This window comes from Micromonospora sp. NPDC023956, from assembly GCF_040639195.1.
Classification (GTDB): domain Bacteria; phylum Actinomycetota; class Actinomycetes; order Mycobacteriales; family Micromonosporaceae; genus Micromonospora.
The window spans coordinates 23,254-39,749 of sequence record NZ_JBEZZN010000018.1 but is presented as its reverse complement, the minus strand read 5'-3'; the positions used below and the strand labels follow the sequence as shown (position 1 = coordinate 39,749).

The following is a 16,496-nucleotide window of genomic DNA, read 5'->3' as shown; positions in this document are numbered from 1 at the left end:
TCCTAGTGGACTGGTGGCTGGTGGGGCCGGCGGCGCGCCTACCCGGCCCGGTGGAAAGCGTCCTCGCGGATCGTTGGCGGAGCGGTCACCCGGAACGCGCCCACCTCCGCGGTACCGGCGGCGCCCGCCGTCGGGGGTACGGTCGCGAACAGTCCGAGGGTGGCGCCAACCCACCGCCCTTCGGTCGCGGTGAACGCAGGCCCGATCGGGCGCGGCGGCTCGAGCCGGGCGGAGGCGAGGAACTGGCACCGTCCGTCCCGGTCGACCTCGACACCGACGGACACGGCCGCGCACGTCCCATCCCCGAACGTGGGGACGGGTACGGGGGGCGCGGCGTCCGCTTCGGGGGCTCCGTCGGCTGCCGTGCGGTGGACCAGAGCGATGCCCTGCGGGGTGCGTTCCAGCCCGGTCCAGGCGTAGCTGTCGCCGAGGACGGTCAGGCCGGCCCGCGCCCCCACGGTCGCGCCGGTCAGGCGCAGGGTGGTGGTGACGTGGAACCGTTCGGCGGGTAGCCGTTGGCCGAGCAGGTTGGGTAGCTGGCGCAGGTCGCCGGTGTCGTCGTCGGCGGGCACGCAGGTCAGCCGTAGGCCCTGGCCGGGCCGCAGGGTCCACCAGCCGGGTCGCGGGTTGGCGGCCCACGTCCACTGCGGGCCGAGGGTGGGTCCGGTGAAGTCGTCGCCGGCGGCGGGTGCCACGGGGGCAGCGGTGCTGGGCACCGGTTTCGGGTGGCACAGCACCGGTTCGCCGGGCCCGGCGCCGGTGTGGGTGCCGATCGCGGGCCAGCCGTCCGCGCCCCATCGCATCGGTTGCAGATGCACGACCCGGCCGTACGCGCCCTTGTCCTGGAAGTGCAGGAACCAGTCCTGACCGCTCGTGGTGGTCACCCAGGCGCCCTGATGGGGGCCGTTGACCGTGGTGTCGCCCTGGACCAGGACGATGCGCTCCTCGTACGGGCCGAAGACGTGCCGGGACCGGAAGACGGACTGCCAGCCGGTGGCGACCCCGCCGGCCGGGGCGAAGATCCAGTACCAGCCGTCCCGTCGGTGGAACTTGGGGCCCTCGAGGGTGCGGTAACCGGGCAGGGCGTCCCCGTCGATGATCTGCCGGCCGTCGTCGAGGAGCGTGGTGCCGAGCGGGCTCATGCGGTGGCAGGTGAGCCTGTTGTTGAAGCCGGCCCGGCTCTTGGCCCAGGCGTGCACGAGGTAGGCCGAGCCGTCGTCGTCCCACAGCGGACAGGGGTCGATGAGGCCTCGGCCGGCCTTGAGCAGGTGGGGTCGGGACCAGGGACCGGCGGGGTCGGTGGCGGTGACGACGAAGATGCCGCGGTCCGGGTCGGGGTAGAAGATCCAGAACCGGCCGGCGTGGTGCCGGATGGCCGGCGCCCACACGCCGCAGCCGGGTTGCGGGCGGCGGAACACCTCCTCCGGCTCGAGGCGGGGCAGGCCGTGGCCGATGATGGTCCAGTTGACGAGGTCGCGGCTGTGCAGGACCGGCAGCCCCGGTACCCGGTGGAAGCTGGAGGCGACGAGATAGAAGTCGTCACCGACCCGGATGGCGTCCGGGTCGGACCAGTCGGCGTGCAGGACCGGGTTGCGGTAGGTCCCGTCGCCGTTGTCGGCGAGCCAGGGCGGCCGGCTCGCCGTTGACGCCTCGGGGCTCGGGGTCGGGCTCATGCCGCAGACCCGTGACGGTCGGCGGTCGTGGCTGCCAGCGGCACCCCCAACTCGTCCAGGTAGACAGCCTGACCGGTCCGCAGGGACCGGTTGCCGGCAATGCCGACCAGCACGCTGGCGGCGCCCTCGGAGAAGCCCGCCTGCCGGCCCAGTGGGTCGCGGCCCGGTCCACGGAACACGTCGTCAAGCAGCATCGCGTCCCCGCCGCCGTGGCCGCCCCGGCCGGTCGGGATGGGTATCTCCCGGGCCGGTTCCCAGTGGCGTTGCAGCAGCAGTCGCGCTCCGGACGGACGCAACTGGCCCGCACCGTCGAGGTGGGCGTCCTCGTCCGCGGTGGGATCGACGACGGCCGCCGCGGTGGCCGCCCCGATCGTGGCGGCCGGCGCGGCGGCCGTGACGTGGCCCCTCTCGACGACGTCGAGTTCGATCCGCCCCGCCGTGCCGTTGATGGCGACCCGGTATCCCTCCCACGGGCTGTGCGCGTGCAGGGTGTACGACATCGACGCCCCGCCCCGGTAGCCGACGACGACGTTGAGGTTGTCCTCGATGGTGATCCCGCCGGAGAAGACGTCCCGGTCCCGGACGTAGCCGTCGAGGTACTCGCCGTCGTAGTACAGCTGCCGGAGCCGGTCGTCGGCGGTGATGTCCAACCGGAACGGGTCGTCGACCCCGACGGCGTCCCGGCTGCGGTCCGGACGCGGCGCCAGCCCTCGGCGGCGGGCGTTGTCCGCGCCGTAGAACCGGAGGCCGCCCCGCGCGAACACGACCTCCGGCCGGTCGGCGAGCCACCAGTTCACCAGGTCGAAGTGATGGCTCGCCTTGTGGACCAGCAGCCCGCCCGAGATGTCCTTGTCCCGGTGCCACCGCCGGAAGTAGTCGGCACCGTGCACGGTGTCCAGGCACCACTCGAACGCCACCGAAGTCACCTCGCCGATCGCGCCGTCGGCGACGAGCTGACGCACCAGGCTGTTGCGCGGCGAGTACCGGTAGTTGAAGGTGACGGTCAGGCCGCCGGTGCCGGCGGCCAGCGCGTCGCCGATCTGCCGTAGCCCGGCCACGTCGGTGGTCATGGGCTTTTCCACCACCACGTCCGCGCCGTGCCGCAGCGCCGCGTCGACGTACCCGGCGTGGGTGGCGTCCGGGGAGGTCACGACCACCACGTCCGGCCGTTCCCGGGCCAGCAACGCGGCGAAGTCGCCGGGCGCGTAGTGCGGCACCGTCAGGTTGCGGTGGGCCTGGCGCACGATCCGGTCGTGGTACGCCATCCGCACCTCGTTCGTGTCGCAGAACGCCACCGGATGCCCGACGTCGGCGTGCGTGCCCAGGAGCGCGGTCAGGTACATGCGCGCTCGCGAGCCGGTGCCGACGAACGCGTACCGGCGCCCCGGCAGTGGTCGCTGCTGTCCCATGGGTGTCAGATCCTCGATCTCGTGCTGGGCCTACTTCAGGCCGGTGGTGGCGATGCCTTTGACCAGGTACTTCTGCCCGGCGATGAAGAATCCGATGACCGGGGCGAGAGACAGGAACGACATGGCGAACATCTGTCCCCACTGGGACTGGCCCTCGGAGTCGACGAACTGCCGCAGCGCCAGGGGCACCGTGTACAGCTCGGAGTCGGTCAGGTAGATCAGCGGGCCGAAGAACTCGTTCCACACCGAGATGAACGTGAAGATCGCGGTGGTGGCGAACGCCGGCATGCAGAGGGGCATGATCACGCTCCAGAAGGTGCGGAACGGCCCGCACCCGTCGATCCGCGCCGCCTCGTCCAGTTCCCGGGGTAGCGACCGCATGAACTGCACCATCAGGAAGATGTAGAACGCGTTGGTGGCCAGGAAGTTCGGTACCAGCAGCGGGTAGTACGTGTTGATCCAGTCCAGCTTGGCGAAGACGATGTACTGGGGCACCAGCAACACGTGGCCGGGAAGCATCATGGTGCCGAGCATCAGCGCGAAGAAGAGCTTGCGGCCGGTGAACTTCAGTCGGGCGAAGCCGTACGCCGCCAGCGAGCAGGAGATCAGGTTACCGAGGATGCTCAGCACCACGATCACCAGAGAATTGACCAGGTAGACACTGAACGGTTGCTCCAGGGCGAACCAGCCGTCGGGATAGTTGCCCGGCTCCCATTCGGCCGGCCACAGCGACAGGTCGGTGAAGATGATCCGGCTCGGCTTGAGCGAGCTGGAGACCATCCACAGCAGCGGGTACATCATCACTGCGCCGACGAGGCAGAGCAGCACGTGCCGGGTGAACCGGGATCGCCTGCTGCGGCTGGCACGCTCGAGGTGGTGGTCCTCGTCAGGCTGCGGTGGAGCCGCGGCCGGCGGGGCGATCGACATGGCGTGACCTCAGTTGTCGTAGAAGACCCAGTACTTGGCGGCCAGGAAGTTCAGCGCGGTGAAGGCGGCGATGATGACCAGCAGCATCCAGGCCATGGCCGAGGCGTAGCCCATGTTGAACTGCGAGAATCCCTGCTGGTACAGGTACAGGTTGTAGAAGAGCGTGGACTGCGCCGGGCCCCCGGTGCCGCCGCTCATGATGAAGCCCTGGGTGAACGTCTGGAACGACGAGATCAGGGACTGGATCAGGTTGAAGAAGATGATCGGACTGAGCAGGGGCAGGGTGATCGAGCGGAACTGGTGCCACCTCGTCGCGCCGTCCACCGCGGCGGCCTCGTAGTACATCGACGGGATCTGCCGCAGCCCGGCCAGGAAGATCACCATCGGTGAGCCGAACGTCCAGATGTGCAGGATGATCAGCGTGGTGAGCGCGTGGTCGGGGTCCGACGTCCATCCCGGGCCGTCGATGCCGAACCAGCCCAGGAAGCTGTTGACGATGCCCTCGAGGCCGAAGATGTACTTCCACAGCAGCACGATCGCGACGCTGCCGCCGAGCAGCGAGGGCAGGTAGAAGATCGCCCGGTAGACGGGCAGGCCCTTGATGCCGCGGTTGAGCAGCATCGCCACGCCCAACGCGACGACCAGCGACAGCGGCACCGAGACGAACGTGTAGACGAAGGTGACCTTCAGCGACTGGCGCAGCAGTGGGTCCCGGAGCATCTCCTGGAAGTTGTCCAGGCCGATCCACTGCGGAGCGTTGAGCAGGTTGTAGTCGGTGAAGGCCAGGTACAGGGAGGCGAAGAAGGGGATGACCGTGAAGAGCATCCCGATGAACCAGGGCAGCAGGAAGAGGTACCCGGCCCGGTCCCGGCGACGCCTGGGTCGCCGCCGGGACGGCGGTACGGTTCGCCGGGCCGGGCCTGCGGATGCCGCCGGCCCGGCCGTTGCGCGTGTCGTGCTCACGGTCGACCGCTCCGGAGCCCGGCTGCCGTCGTCACCTGCCGAGCGCCTTCCGACCGGCGTCGACGAACGCCCGGGCGGCCTGCTGCGGCGTCTGCCGTTTGAACTCGACCTCCGTGGCGATCGATTCCAGGCTCGACTGGATCTTGCTGGAGCCCGGCGGGTACGTGTAGGAGCGGGGCAGGTTCTCCTTCTGCAGGTTCGTCAGGTACTCGGTGGCGACCTGGTCTTCCGGCGCGAGCGTGGGCTTGAGCTCCTCGGCGATCTTCGTGCTGGCCGGAACGCCCCGGGTGGTGCCGGTGGCCTTTGCCGCCTCGAGGTCGTTGACCAGGAAGTTCAGCAGCTTCAGCGCCTCGTCCCGATGCTTGGACGCGGCGGCGACCGACCACAGGTGCGGGCAGTCGACGGACTGTCCCCGCCGCTTGCCCTGGGTCTCCCCCGGCAGACGCAGCAGCGTCAGGTTGCCGCCCGCCGCCTCGTCGTACGACAGGAAGTTGTTCGTCGGGATGATCTGCGACGCGATCGAGCCCTTGGCCAGGTACGACTGCGCGGCGGAGGAGCCCACCTCCTCGATGAACCCGGCCGGCGGGAACGCGCCGTCGGTCCGCATCCGGTTGCCCAGCTCGAACCAGGCGGCGACGGTGGCCTCGCTCGCGCCCAAGGTGCCGTCGGCGGTGTAGAAATCCTCACCCTGCTGGCGGGTGAAGGCGATGAGGTTGGCCAGGGTCGCATGGTCGAAGTGGGTGCCGTACACCTTCCGGCCACTGGCCCTGGTGACGTCCCGGGCGAACGCGGCCAGGTCGTCCCAGCTCCACGTGTCGCCGTCCGGGATCCTTACACCGAACCTGTCGGTCAAGGTCTTGTTGACCACGAAGCCGAGCGCGTTGAGGCCGGCCGGTGCCCCGTAGGTCTTGTCGCCGACCGCGGCCAGCGTCCGGGCGCTCTCGCTCAGGCCGGACAGGTCCACCGCGCTGGAGTGCTGGTTCAGGTCGAGCAGCGCGCCGCGGTCGGCGTACTCGCGGAGGCTGTCCATCCGCATCGCCATGACGTCCGGCGGATCGCCGGCCGCGAAGCGGGTGGCCAGCTTGTCCTTGTACGGCCCACTGTCCTGGTACTCGACCTTGACGGTGATGCCCGCGTTCTCGCGCTGGAAGATGTCCAGGGCCGCCTGGGTCTTCGCGGCGCGCTTGGCGTCTCCCCACCAGACCATGTTCAGCTGGACGGTGCCGCCTTCGGGCTCGTCGTCGCCGCCACCGAAGCCGGCGCACCCGGTCAGGCCGAGCCCGAGGCCGGTGAGCCCCGCCATCCTGATCATGTCTCGGCGGCTCACCCGCGACTGGGTGAATCGTGCAGGTAGATCGGTCATCGGGAGTCGCAGCCCCTTCAGTAAAGGCCGGCGGACCGGCGTCACGACAGGTAGTCGGCAAGCTTGATTTCACGGCCGGAGCACGGGCAGCCACACCTCGGTCAGGTGGACGACAGGGGCGAGGCAGACACCCGATTTTGGGACTCGGGCACTGGTCCCGACGTTGCCGGACAGGTTACGACCAAGTTTCCGGTTACGTCAATCCATGAAACAAACAGTGGACGAAGTTACCGAAAGCCATTGACTGTAATCGGCGTCCATCTCTACAGTGGTGCCCCAGAACCACCCATGGTCAAGGACCGCGCCGAGAGCCGCGCCCGCACCAGGTCACCCCCGCCACACGGCAGCCGTCGAGCACCACACGACAACCGAGGCCGTCGTCGGCGGACCGTACGCCACCGATCCCCCAGCCGGCCGCGCCTGGTCCCGCCGTCATTCGTCGCGGCCCTGTCGAAGGAAGCCCCCGTGAGCCCTCTGCTGCCGTACGCCCGCCGTCGCGCCGTCGCGCTCGCCGTAGGAACAGCGTTGCTGCCACTGGCCACGATCGCCACCGTCGCCGTCCTGACCCCCCGGCCCGCCGCCGGCCACACCCCGCCCGGACCGACCATCGTCGTCGCCGCCGACGGCTCCGGCGACCACCGGACCGTCCAGGCCGCGATCGACGCCGTCGCCGACCACGGCACGGTCCAGATCACCATCCTGATCAGACCGGGCACCTACCGGGGAGCCGTCACGCTTCCGGCCAGCAAGACCAACGTCCGACTGCGCGGCGCCGGACGAGAACCGGCCGCCGTCGTCATCGTCGACAACCGGTCGGCGGGAACGACCAAGCCGGACGGCACCACCTACGGCACCTCGGGCAGTGCCACCGCGACCATCGTCGGCAACGGCTTCGTGGCCGAGAACCTCACCATCGCCAACGACTTCGACGAAGAGGCACACGCCGACCAGCCCGGCCACCAGGCCGTCGCCCTCAACCTCAGCTCCGACCGCGCGCACCTGCACAACGTCCGGCTCCTCGGCAACCAGGACACGTTCTACGTCAAGGACGCCGCCCGCGTGTACGTCACGCAGTCGTACGTCGAAGGCGACGTCGACTTCGTCTTCGGTGGCGGGATCGCCGTCTTCGAGCGCAGCCGCATCCACACGCTGCCCCGGGGTGGTGCCATCACCGCCGCCAGCACACCGGCCGACCGCGGCTACGGCTTCCTGTTCACCCACTGCCGGTTCACCGGCACGGCCAGCACCGGATCCACCCACCTCGGCCGGCCCTGGCGGCCGCACGGTCACGTGGTCGTGCGGGAGTCCTCCCTCGACCGGCACATCGCCGCCGCCCAGCCCTGGACCGACATGTCCGGCAATCCGTGGACCGGCGCCCGGTTCTTCGAGTACCGCAACACCGGTCCGGGCGCGGACGTCAACGCCAACCGCCCCCAACTCACCCAGGCACAGGCCCGCACCCACACCCCCCGGCACTACCTCGCCGGCACCGACGGCTGGAACCCCACCCGGCCCTGACCCACCGCACCACCACACACCAGAAGGGAACAGACCGTGAGAACGTCCCCACCCTCGCGGCGTCGCCGCATCACCGCCCTCACCGCGGCCGCGCTGACACTGCCACTGGCCCTGGTCGCCGCCACCCTGACGACGACCCCGGCCAGCGCCGCCACCGTCTTCACCGAGGACTTCCAGAGCGGAAGCCTCTCCGCCTGGTCCAAGTCCGGCGGCGACTGGAGCATCACCACCGACGGCTCACAGGTCGTCCGGCAGACCAACACCACCAGCGGCAACGCCCGGTTCTTCGCGGGCGACACCACCTGGACCGCCTACACCGTCCAGGCACGGGTCAAGCCCATCACCCTCGGCGCCAACGGCCACGCCAGCCTCCTCGCCCGGGTCACCGGCTCCACCAAGTACTACCGACTCGCCCTGCTCCCGGCGAACCGGGTCCAGTTGCAGGCCGTCGACGGCAGCACCGTCACCACCCTCGCCAGTGCCACCCGCACCGTCACCACCGGCACCTGGCACACCCTCGCCATCGACGTTTCCGGTACCACCATCCGCGCCAGCGTCGACGGCACCACCATCGGCCAGGGCACCAGCACCCTCGTCGGCACCGGCCGGATCGGCCTCCAGACCGGCTACTCCTCGGCCGCCTTCGACGACATCACCGTCACCACCAACACCACCACGCCGCCCACCACCACACCTCCCACCAGCCAGCCCCCCACCACGCCTCCGCCCACCACGCCTCCGCCCGGTGGCGTTCCGTACTCGAACGCGCCGGACGGCTTCGCGCAGGGCGTCACCGGTGGTGCCGGCGGACAGACCGTCACCGTCACCAACCAGGAACAGCTCAACCAGTACGTCACCGCCGCCGAGCCGTACGTCATCCGCGTCGCCGGCACGATCACCATCAGCCCGAAGGGCACCGAACTCCGCGTCTCCTCGAACAAGACCATCATCGGCGTGGGCACCAGCGGCCACATCGTCGGCGGTGGCTTCTTCCTCCGCGCCGGGGTCTCCAACGTCATCATCCGAAACCTCACCATCCGGGACACCCTGATGCCCGACGACGACCCGGGTGACGACAGTTACGACTACGACGCCATCCAGATCGACACCGCGGAGCGCATCTGGATCGACCACAACCGGCTCTCCCGGATGAACGACGGTCTGCTGGACAGCCGGAAGGACACCACGAAGATCACCGTGTCCTGGAACCACTTCGACACCAACAACAAGACCTTCGGCATCGGCTGGACCGACAATGTCACCGCGCAGATGACCGTGCACCACAACTGGTTCCAGAACACCAGGACCCGCAACCCCAGCGCGGACAACCTGGCGAACATCCACTTCTACAACAACTACCTGCAGAACACCGGCAGCGGCCACTTCGTACGCGGCCTGACCAAGGCCGTGGTCGAGAACAGCTACTTCGACACCGTGCCGGACCCGTACTACGTCGAGGCGGGCGAACTCGTCCAGCGCGGCAACGTCGTCGTCAACAGCAGCTGGGGCAGCGGGAAGGTCAAGGAGAAGGGCACCGCGTTCGACCCGCGCAGCTTCTACTCCTACACGCTCCACCCCGCCGCCGACGTACCGGCACTGCTGCGCACCTACGCCGGCCCCCAGGCCAGCATCGGCAACTGAAGACACCACGCACCAACATCGCGCGGGCCGGCCGGCGGGAAGTCCCCCAACGACGGTCGGCCCGCCCGGTCGCCGGACGGGATGCGGCGGGCTTTACGTCTGTCGGGACGGCCGGATTCGAACCGACGACCCCTTGCCCCCCAGGACGATTCGCCACACGTCCACGCACGCTATCCCCAAGATCAGGCCGTGCGGTCGACGTCGTGCCGCGCACCATCGCGCAGGCCGTGTGGTCCCTACGTGGTCCCCGGGACGCCGACACGCTCGATGACTGCAGGGCGCGGTTGAGGAAGTGTGGACACAGCCAAAAGTCGCGGGTCGCTGGCCTGGCTTGACCTGCGCCACCACGTCGGCCACCACGTCTAGGAGGTGACCGCCGTCGACCCTCGATCCCGGTCCCGACGGGCACGCAACGGCACGGCGACCGACGGATTACGAGGTCAAGATGGGCGACCTGTCGAGCTGCCCATATGACCTTCTAGCAGCGAAGACACCTCTCGGCACCTCTCATTACTTTCCCGCCGGCCGCTTGCGGACCGAATGCTGACCGCTCACCAGCGAGCAGCGGCCTCCCGCGCATGCTGCTCCACCATGTCTCGATGGGCGGCCCATGTCGTCGCATCCGACGGCGGCATATTGGTCGACGTGCTGAGAAGGCCGACCGAGCCATCGATCAACTCTCGGACGATGTCGGCATGACCAGCATGGCGCTGCGTCTCAGCAGTCATGTGGACCAAGATCTGATGCAGCGTCACCTCGCCGCCATCGCCCCACCACGGCACCCGGCCGGCCGCATCCAGCGGCAGCGCCTCGATCGTCGCGTCCGCGTGGGCCCAGGCCTGGCGGTATAGACCGATGATGGATTCGCGCGACTCTGTCGGCCGGGCCCACGCCTCCCAAGCCTGCTCGTCCTCCGGCCACCGTGCTACCGCGTCACTTGGGCGCCCGAAGGCTTCGCCGAAGTACCCGAACTCGCCACGTGCCAAATGCTTGACCAGCCCCAGCAGGTTGGTCCCGGTGGACGTCAGCGGGCGCCGGACGTCGTACTCGGTCAGCCCTTCGAGCTTCCACAACATCGCACCGCGAGCCCCTTGCAGGTAGTCGCGCAGGTCTGCCTTGGGGTCGGAGATCGTCATGGGCGGACATCATGCCAGGGCCCAGCTAAACCACGCCGCCCGTGAATGCCCCCGACGATGCCGCCCCTTGTCGCACGCGGACTGCACGCTGGATTTGCCTTGCTTCCTCAACGCGAATGATTGGCCGAGCTAGTCACTCTGCCCCGAATCGCTGCTGTCGCCTAGAAGCGGATCTTTGAGGAGGGCCGGGGTTCGGGCCGGAGCCCTGAGGTCTTCACGATCGTGTGTCTCATAAGCGTGGCCGGCCGGCCCGGCCGCTGCCGGTCGAAGGTCGCCAGCAGGACGGGGCCGGGCCGGCTCGGCCCGCTTGCGGGCCGCCTTGATCCAGAGAACGAACAATTCGGCAAATGACCCGGGTAGCCACCTGAAACTTGACCAACGGTCAAGGAGCGCTACTGGGCGGCGCAGTTGACCGGCGTGGTCCCCAGAACGCCAATAAGGGCCGACCCGATATCCGGATCAGCCCTCTGACCTGCGTCGGGACGGCCGGATTCGAACCGACGACCCCTTGACCCCCAGTCAAGTGCGCTACCAAGCTGCGCCACGTCCCGATGCCACCGCCAAGTCTCCCCTGCGGCAGCCGGTACAGCTTAGCGCAGGATCTTCCCGATGCACGCACAGGCCCCTCCGGCTCCGGCGAGCACGGCCACACCCCCTCAAGCTTCCTAGGAGGGTGGGTGGTGGCGGGAGAGACGAACGCCGGGTCGGGAGATCCCGGCCCGGCGTTCGTGGTGCTGCGGAGCGTCAGCCGTGCGCCTTGCCCCGGCCGCCCGGGCCGAGCTTCTTGCGCGGGCGTACCGAGATTTCCACCGGACTGCCCTCGAAGCCGAACTCCTCGCGGAGCTTGCGCTCGACGAAGCGCTGGTAGCCGGCGTCCAGCGGCGCGGTGGTGAAGAGAACGAACCGCGGCGGGCAGGTGCCCGCCTGGGTGGCGAAGAGGATCTTCGGGGCCCGCCCGCCGCGCACCGGGTGCGGGGTGGCCTGGACCAGCGCGGTGAGCCACGCGTTGAGCTGCGCGGTGGGCACCCGCGTCTCCCAGCTCGCCAGGGCCTTGCGCAGCGCCGGGGCGAGCTTGTCCACCGCCCGGCCGGTCATCGCGGAGAGGTTGAGCCGGATCGCCCACGGGATCCGGCGCAGCTCCCGCTCGATCTCCTTGTCCAGGTAGTACCGGCGGTCGCCGTCGACCAGGTCCCACTTGTTGAAGGCGATGACCAGCGCCCGGCCGGTTTCCGTGACCATCGACAGGATCCGCTGGTCCTGCTCGCTGATCGGTTCGCTGGAGTCGAGCAGCACCACCGCGACCTCGGCCGCCTCGATCGCGGAGGCGGTGCGCAGGCTGGCGTAGTACTCGGTGCCGCTGGCCTTGCCGACCCGCTTGCGCAGCCCGGCGGTGTCCACCAGGTGCCAGGTTTCGCCACCGATGCGCACCAGGCTGTCCACCGGGTCGACGGTGGTGCCGGCGACCGAGTCGACCACCGCCCGCTCCTCGCCGGAGAACCGGTTGAGCAAACTCGACTTGCCGACGTTGGGGCGGCCGACCAGGGCCACCCGACGTGGGCCGCGCGGCCGGTCCTCCACGATCTTCGGAGCATCGGGCAGCGCGTCCATGATGGCGTCGAGGATCTCGCCCGCGCCTCGACCGTGCAGCGCCGACACCGGGTGCGGCTCGCCCAACCCGAGCGACCAGAGCGAGGTCGCCTCCACCTCGATGGCCGCGTTGTCGGCCTTGTTCGCCACCAGGATCACCGGTTTGGCGCTGCGCCGCAGCATCCGTACCGCCGCCTCGTCCACGTCGGTGGAGCCGACCACCGCGTCCACCACGAAGAGGACCACGTCGGCGGTGGCGACGGCCGTCTCGGCCTGCGCGGCGATGGCCGCCGCCCGGTCCTTGGCGTCCGGTTCCCAACCGCCGGTGTCCACCACGGTGAACTCCCGGCCGGCCCACTGGGCGTCGTACGGTACGCGGTCCCGGGTGACCCCGGGGACGTCCTCGACGACCGCCTGCCGCCGGCCGATGATCCGGTTGACCAGCGTCGACTTGCCCACGTTCGGGCGGCCGACCACGGCCACCACGGGCACCGGTCCGGTCTGCTCCTCGTCGACGTCGGGCTCGCGCAGCTCGACCCAGCCGTTGTCGTCGGTCATGCCACTCCCCGCTCCACCAGCAGTGCCCGCAGCCGGGCCACCACCTCGTCGATGCCCAGCTCGGTGGTGTCCAGCACGACCGCGTCCGCCGACTGCTGCAACGGGTCGGCCTTGCGGGTCGAGTCCAGCCGGTCCCGCCGGGCCAGGTCGGCGGCGGTGGCCGTCACGTCGGCGGCGTCCTGCGCGCTGCGGCGCTGCGCGCGGGCGGCCTCGGAGGCGGTCAGGTAGACCTTCAGCTCGGCGTCGGGAGCGACGACCGAGCCGATGTCGCGCCCCTCGACCACGATCCGGCCGGCGTGGGTGATCATGTCGCGCTGACGGGCCACCAGCAGCGCCCGGACGGCCGGTACGGCGGCCACCGCGGACACCGCGCCGGTCACCTCCGGGCCCCGGATGTCGGCGTCGACGGTGTGCCCGTCGACGGTCACCCCGTACCCCTGGGGGTCGGTGCCGATCCGCAGGTCGATCTCACCGGCGACCTTCGCGACCGCCTCGGCGTCGGCCGGGTCGACCCCGCTGCGCAGCACTGCCCAGGTCACCGCCCGGTACATGGCGCCGGTGTCGAGATAACGGGCGTCGACTCCGACGGCCAGCCGCCGGGAGACGGTGGACTTACCCGAACCGGATGGCCCGTCGACAGCGACCACACATCGCCCGGTCCGTACCTTCTCCGCCACCGCGTGTCCTCCTCAGCCCGTACCCCGCCGACCGTCGTCGTTGCGACGTTCCGCGAGCGGTTACCCATCGTGGTCCATCATGCCCGGCGGTCCGATCCGCCCCCACCGGCATCGCCGCCGGGCGCGGGTGCGCCTCCCCGGCGACCCACGGGTCGCCTGGGAGCCTACCGGGACCGCTTTCCCGAACCGCCGGGTCAGTCACCCACCGCGCGGAACAGGGCCGCGACCTCGGCGTTGGTGAGCCGGCGGGTCCGCCCGGACCGGAGGTCGCCCAGCCGGATCGGCCCGATCGAGGTACGTACCAGCCGGCTCACCGGGTGCCCGGCCTCGCCCAGCAACCGCCGCACGATGTGTTTGCGCCCCTCGTGCAGGGTCACCTCCACCTGGGCGGTCTTGCCCAGGGTGTCCACCACCTTGAACGAGTCGACCTTCGCCGGCCCGTCCTCCAGCTCCACCCCGGCCATCAGCCGCTTGCCCAGGTTGCGCGGGATCGGCCCGGCGACCTGGCAGAGGTAGGTCTTCTGCACCGCGTACGACGGGTGCATGAGCTTGTGCGCGAGGGTGCCGTCGTTGGTGAGCAGCAACAGGCCCTCACTGTCGGCGTCCAGCCGCCCGACGTGGTAGACCCGCTGCTCGACCCGGTTGCCGAGGAAGTCGGCGAGTGCGGTGCGCCCCTTCTCGTCGGCCATCGTCGAGACCACCCCGCGCGGCTTGTTCATCGCCAGGTAGACCAGCCGGGTGTCGACCTGGAGGCGTTCGCCGTCGACGTGGATGACGTCCTGGGTCGGATCGGCCCGGTCACCGAGCTGGGCCACCTGGCCGTTGACGGTGACCCGGCGGCGGAAGATCAGGTCCTCGCAGGCCCGTCGGGAGCCCACACCCGCGGCGGCGAGCACCTTCTGGAGGCGTTCGGGCCCCTCGTAGGCGGGCGCGTCGGGGCGGGGGGCGCGGTCATCGCGTGGCATCGGCAAACTCTTCTACGTCGTCGGGGAGGAACGGGGCCAGCGGCGGCAGATCGGCGACGCTGTTCAACCCGAGCTTCTCCAGGAACAGGGTGGTGGTCCGGTAGAGGAACGCACCGCTTTCCGGCTCGGCGCCGCACTCCTCGACCAGGCCGCGAGAGACCAGGGTACGGATCACCCCGTCACAGTTGACACCCCGGATGGCGGAGATCCGGGACCGGGTCACCGGCTGCTTGTAGGCGACCACCGCCAGGGTCTCCAGGGCGGCCTGGGTGAGCCGGACGGTCTGCCCGTCGAGGATGAACCGCTCCACGTGGGCGGCGTACTCGGGTCGGGTGTAGAGCCGCCAGCCGCCAGCCGCCCGGCGCAGCTCGAACCCGTGCCCGGCCTCGGTGTAGCCGGTCGCGATCCGGTCGAGGACGGGGCCGATCCGTTCGGCCGGTTGCTGCAGGACCTGGGCGAGGGTCAGCTCGCTGACCGGCTCGTCGACGACCAGCAGGATCGCCTCCAGCGCTCCGCGCAGTTCCTGCTCCCCCATCGGATTCGACGCCCCGACGCTCTCCCGCGCCGCCCCGGCGTCCCGCCGGGCACCCCTGGCCGGGGTCATGGTGGCGACCGGCCCCTCCAGGGCCCGTTTCCCACCATGGTCCGCCGCCGCCTCCGCCGGGGCGGGCCGCGCGGTCGGAGCCGGGAGGTCCGGTGGCACGGCCGAAGCCGGAAGATCCGGTGGTACCACCGGCGCCTCATGCGGTGCGGCCGGGGGTCCCGCGTCGGGTGGTGCCGCCGGGGTGGACGGTGCAGCGTCGGTGCCGGCGTCGTGGGTCGCGTCGAGGGCGTGGGTCGGGTCGACGTCGTGGATCGGGTCGACGTCGTGGATCGGGTCGACGGCGGGGGTCGGGTCGACAGCAGGAGTCGGGTCCGGGGTGGGGCGGGGCCGGCGTTCCCACGGGGGGACCCACGCGGCGGCCTGGTCGGCGAGGGATTCGCTGCGGTCCTCGTTGCTCATCCCGGTCCCTCCTCCGTCGTCGTCCCGGCACCGGCCGCCTGACCACCGGCGTCCACCGGTGCGGCCACGTCCGCTGATCCGGCGGCGTCGACCGGTACGCCTTCACCGACCGGTGCGGCTCCACCGACCGGTTCGGCGGCGTCGACCGACGGCGGGGCGTCGGCCGGGGAGGGTGCGCCGGCGTACTCGTCGACCTGGAGGTCGGTGTCGCCGTCGGCCGGGCCGGTCCAGCGTACGGTCAGCTCGCCGAGCGCCTGCTCCTGGGTGAAGGCGACCAGCCCTTCCCGGTACAGCTCCAGCAGGGCCAGGAACCGGGCCACCACCTCCAGGGTGGCCGCACAGTCGGCGCAGAGCAGGGAGAAGGTGGCGATGCCGGCGCGACGCAGCCGCGTGGCCAGAATCTGCGCGTGTTCCCGGACACTGACCCGGACCATGTGCACGTGGTCGATGGAGACCACCGGGACCGGTTTCGGGGTCATCGCCTTCACCGCGAGGGTGAGCAGCCGCTCCGGGCCGATGCCGAGCACCAGGTCCGGCAGGGCCTGCGCGTACCGGGGTTCCAGGGTGACCGCGCGGGGGTAGCGCCGGCCGCCCTCGGCCTCCAACGCGGCGATGTACGCCGCCGCCTCCTTGAACGCCTTGTACTGCAACAGCCGGGCGAAGAGCAGGTCCCGGGCCTCCAGCAGGGCCAGGTCCTCCTCGTTCTCGACCTCGGCGGAGGGCAGCAGCCGCGCGGCCTTCAGGTCGAGCAGGGTGGCGGCGATCAGCAGGAACTCGCTGGCCTCGTCGAGGTCCCACTCGTCGCCCATCGCCCGGATGTACGCGATGAACTCGTCGGTGACCCGGTGCAGGGCCACCTCGGTCACGTCGAGCTTGTGCTTGCCGATCAGTTGCAGCAGGAGGTCGAACGGGCCGGTGAAGTTGGCCAGCCGCACCGTGAAGCCGGTGCTCTCCTCCGTGGGGACCGACTCGACGCCGGACGCGGGCTCGACCGGCGTCGCCGGGTCGGCCGGCGCGGGAGCGGCGGGGTCGAGCGGTGGTGCGGTCACCGGACGACCGTAGTCCACGCCCCGGAC

At 70.4% G+C, this 16,496-nt stretch carries 13 protein-coding genes and 1 tRNA gene; 2 read left to right on the top strand and 12 right to left on the bottom strand.

Annotation, left to right across the window (positions count from 1 at the left end; translation table 11 throughout):
• Nucleotides 1-38: 38 nt before the first annotated feature.
• The 5 genes from AB0F58_RS26235 to AB0F58_RS26215 are packed head-to-tail and all read right to left on the bottom strand — an operon-like array spanning nucleotide 39 to nucleotide 6,284.
• Nucleotides 39-1,673, bottom strand: a complete 1,635-nt coding sequence (locus tag AB0F58_RS26235; protein WP_357148172.1) for a glycoside hydrolase 43 family protein — start codon at nucleotides 1,671-1,673, stop codon at nucleotides 39-41.
• On the bottom strand, nucleotides 1,670-3,082 hold the full coding sequence (locus AB0F58_RS26230; RefSeq protein WP_357148170.1) for a Gfo/Idh/MocA family oxidoreductase: 1,413 nt from the start codon (nucleotides 3,080-3,082) through the stop codon (nucleotides 1,670-1,672). Before AB0F58_RS26230 ends, AB0F58_RS26235 begins: the two co-directional genes overlap by 4 nt.
• Nucleotides 3,083-3,112: 30 nt before the next feature.
• The gene (locus AB0F58_RS26225; protein ID WP_357148168.1) at nucleotides 3,113-4,009 is read right to left on the bottom strand and encodes a carbohydrate ABC transporter permease; all 897 of its coding nucleotides are present in this window, start codon (nucleotides 4,007-4,009) and stop codon (nucleotides 3,113-3,115) included.
• 9 nt (nucleotides 4,010-4,018) lie between these two features.
• Nucleotides 4,019-4,972: a sugar ABC transporter permease gene (locus AB0F58_RS26220; RefSeq protein WP_357148165.1), complete on the bottom strand. Its 954-nt coding sequence runs from the start codon at nucleotides 4,970-4,972 to the stop codon at nucleotides 4,019-4,021.
• A gap of 31 nt (nucleotides 4,973-5,003) precedes the next feature.
• Nucleotides 5,004-6,284, bottom strand: a complete 1,281-nt coding sequence (locus tag AB0F58_RS26215; RefSeq protein WP_357148162.1) for an extracellular solute-binding protein — start codon at nucleotides 6,282-6,284, stop codon at nucleotides 5,004-5,006.
• Nucleotides 6,285-6,800: 516 nt separating this feature from the next.
• Between AB0F58_RS26215 and AB0F58_RS26210 the strand changes: the two genes are divergently transcribed.
• Both AB0F58_RS26210 and AB0F58_RS26205 read left to right on the top strand, forming a co-directional pair.
• On the top strand, nucleotides 6,801-7,853 hold the full coding sequence (locus tag AB0F58_RS26210; protein WP_357148160.1) for a pectinesterase family protein: 1,053 nt from the start codon (nucleotides 6,801-6,803) through the stop codon (nucleotides 7,851-7,853).
• Nucleotides 7,854-7,889: 36 nt separating this feature from the next.
• On the top strand, nucleotides 7,890-9,494 hold the full coding sequence (locus AB0F58_RS26205) for a LamG-like jellyroll fold domain-containing protein (protein WP_357148157.1): 1,605 nt from the start codon (nucleotides 7,890-7,892) through the stop codon (nucleotides 9,492-9,494).
• Between the two features lie 551 nt (nucleotides 9,495-10,045).
• Here AB0F58_RS26205 and AB0F58_RS26200 read toward each other — a convergent pair.
• The 7 genes from AB0F58_RS26200 to AB0F58_RS26170 all read right to left on the bottom strand — a co-directional run bounded on the left by AB0F58_RS26200 (nucleotide 10,046) and on the right by AB0F58_RS26170 (nucleotide 16,469).
• Nucleotides 10,046-10,630, bottom strand: a complete 585-nt coding sequence (locus tag AB0F58_RS26200) for a DinB family protein (RefSeq protein ID WP_357148154.1) — start codon at nucleotides 10,628-10,630, stop codon at nucleotides 10,046-10,048.
• A 477-nt stretch (nucleotides 10,631-11,107) separates the two neighbouring features.
• Nucleotides 11,108-11,181, bottom strand: a tRNA-Pro gene (locus AB0F58_RS26195).
• A gap of 193 nt (nucleotides 11,182-11,374) precedes the next feature.
• Nucleotides 11,375-12,775, bottom strand: coding sequence for a ribosome biogenesis GTPase Der (gene der, locus AB0F58_RS26190; RefSeq protein ID WP_357148151.1), 1,401 nt, complete (start codon nucleotides 12,773-12,775; stop codon nucleotides 11,375-11,377).
• The gene (gene cmk, locus AB0F58_RS26185) at nucleotides 12,772-13,452 is read right to left on the bottom strand and encodes a (d)CMP kinase (RefSeq protein WP_357148149.1); all 681 of its coding nucleotides are present in this window, start codon (nucleotides 13,450-13,452) and stop codon (nucleotides 12,772-12,774) included. Before cmk ends, der begins: the two co-directional genes overlap by 4 nt.
• A 194-nt stretch (nucleotides 13,453-13,646) precedes the next feature.
• The gene (locus AB0F58_RS26180; RefSeq protein ID WP_357148146.1) at nucleotides 13,647-14,417 is read right to left on the bottom strand and encodes a pseudouridine synthase; all 771 of its coding nucleotides are present in this window, start codon (nucleotides 14,415-14,417) and stop codon (nucleotides 13,647-13,649) included.
• Nucleotides 14,404-15,420 carry an SMC-Scp complex subunit ScpB gene (scpB, locus tag AB0F58_RS26175; RefSeq protein WP_357148144.1) on the bottom strand — a complete coding sequence of 339 codons (1,017 nt, stop codon included), beginning with the start codon at nucleotides 15,418-15,420 and terminating at the stop codon, nucleotides 14,404-14,406. The genes AB0F58_RS26180 and scpB overlap by 14 nt, the downstream gene beginning before the upstream one ends.
• Nucleotides 15,417-16,469: a segregation/condensation protein A gene (locus AB0F58_RS26170; protein WP_357148141.1), complete on the bottom strand. Its 1,053-nt coding sequence runs from the start codon at nucleotides 16,467-16,469 to the stop codon at nucleotides 15,417-15,419. Before AB0F58_RS26170 ends, scpB begins: the two co-directional genes overlap by 4 nt.
• Nucleotides 16,470-16,496: the final 27 nt, after the last annotated feature.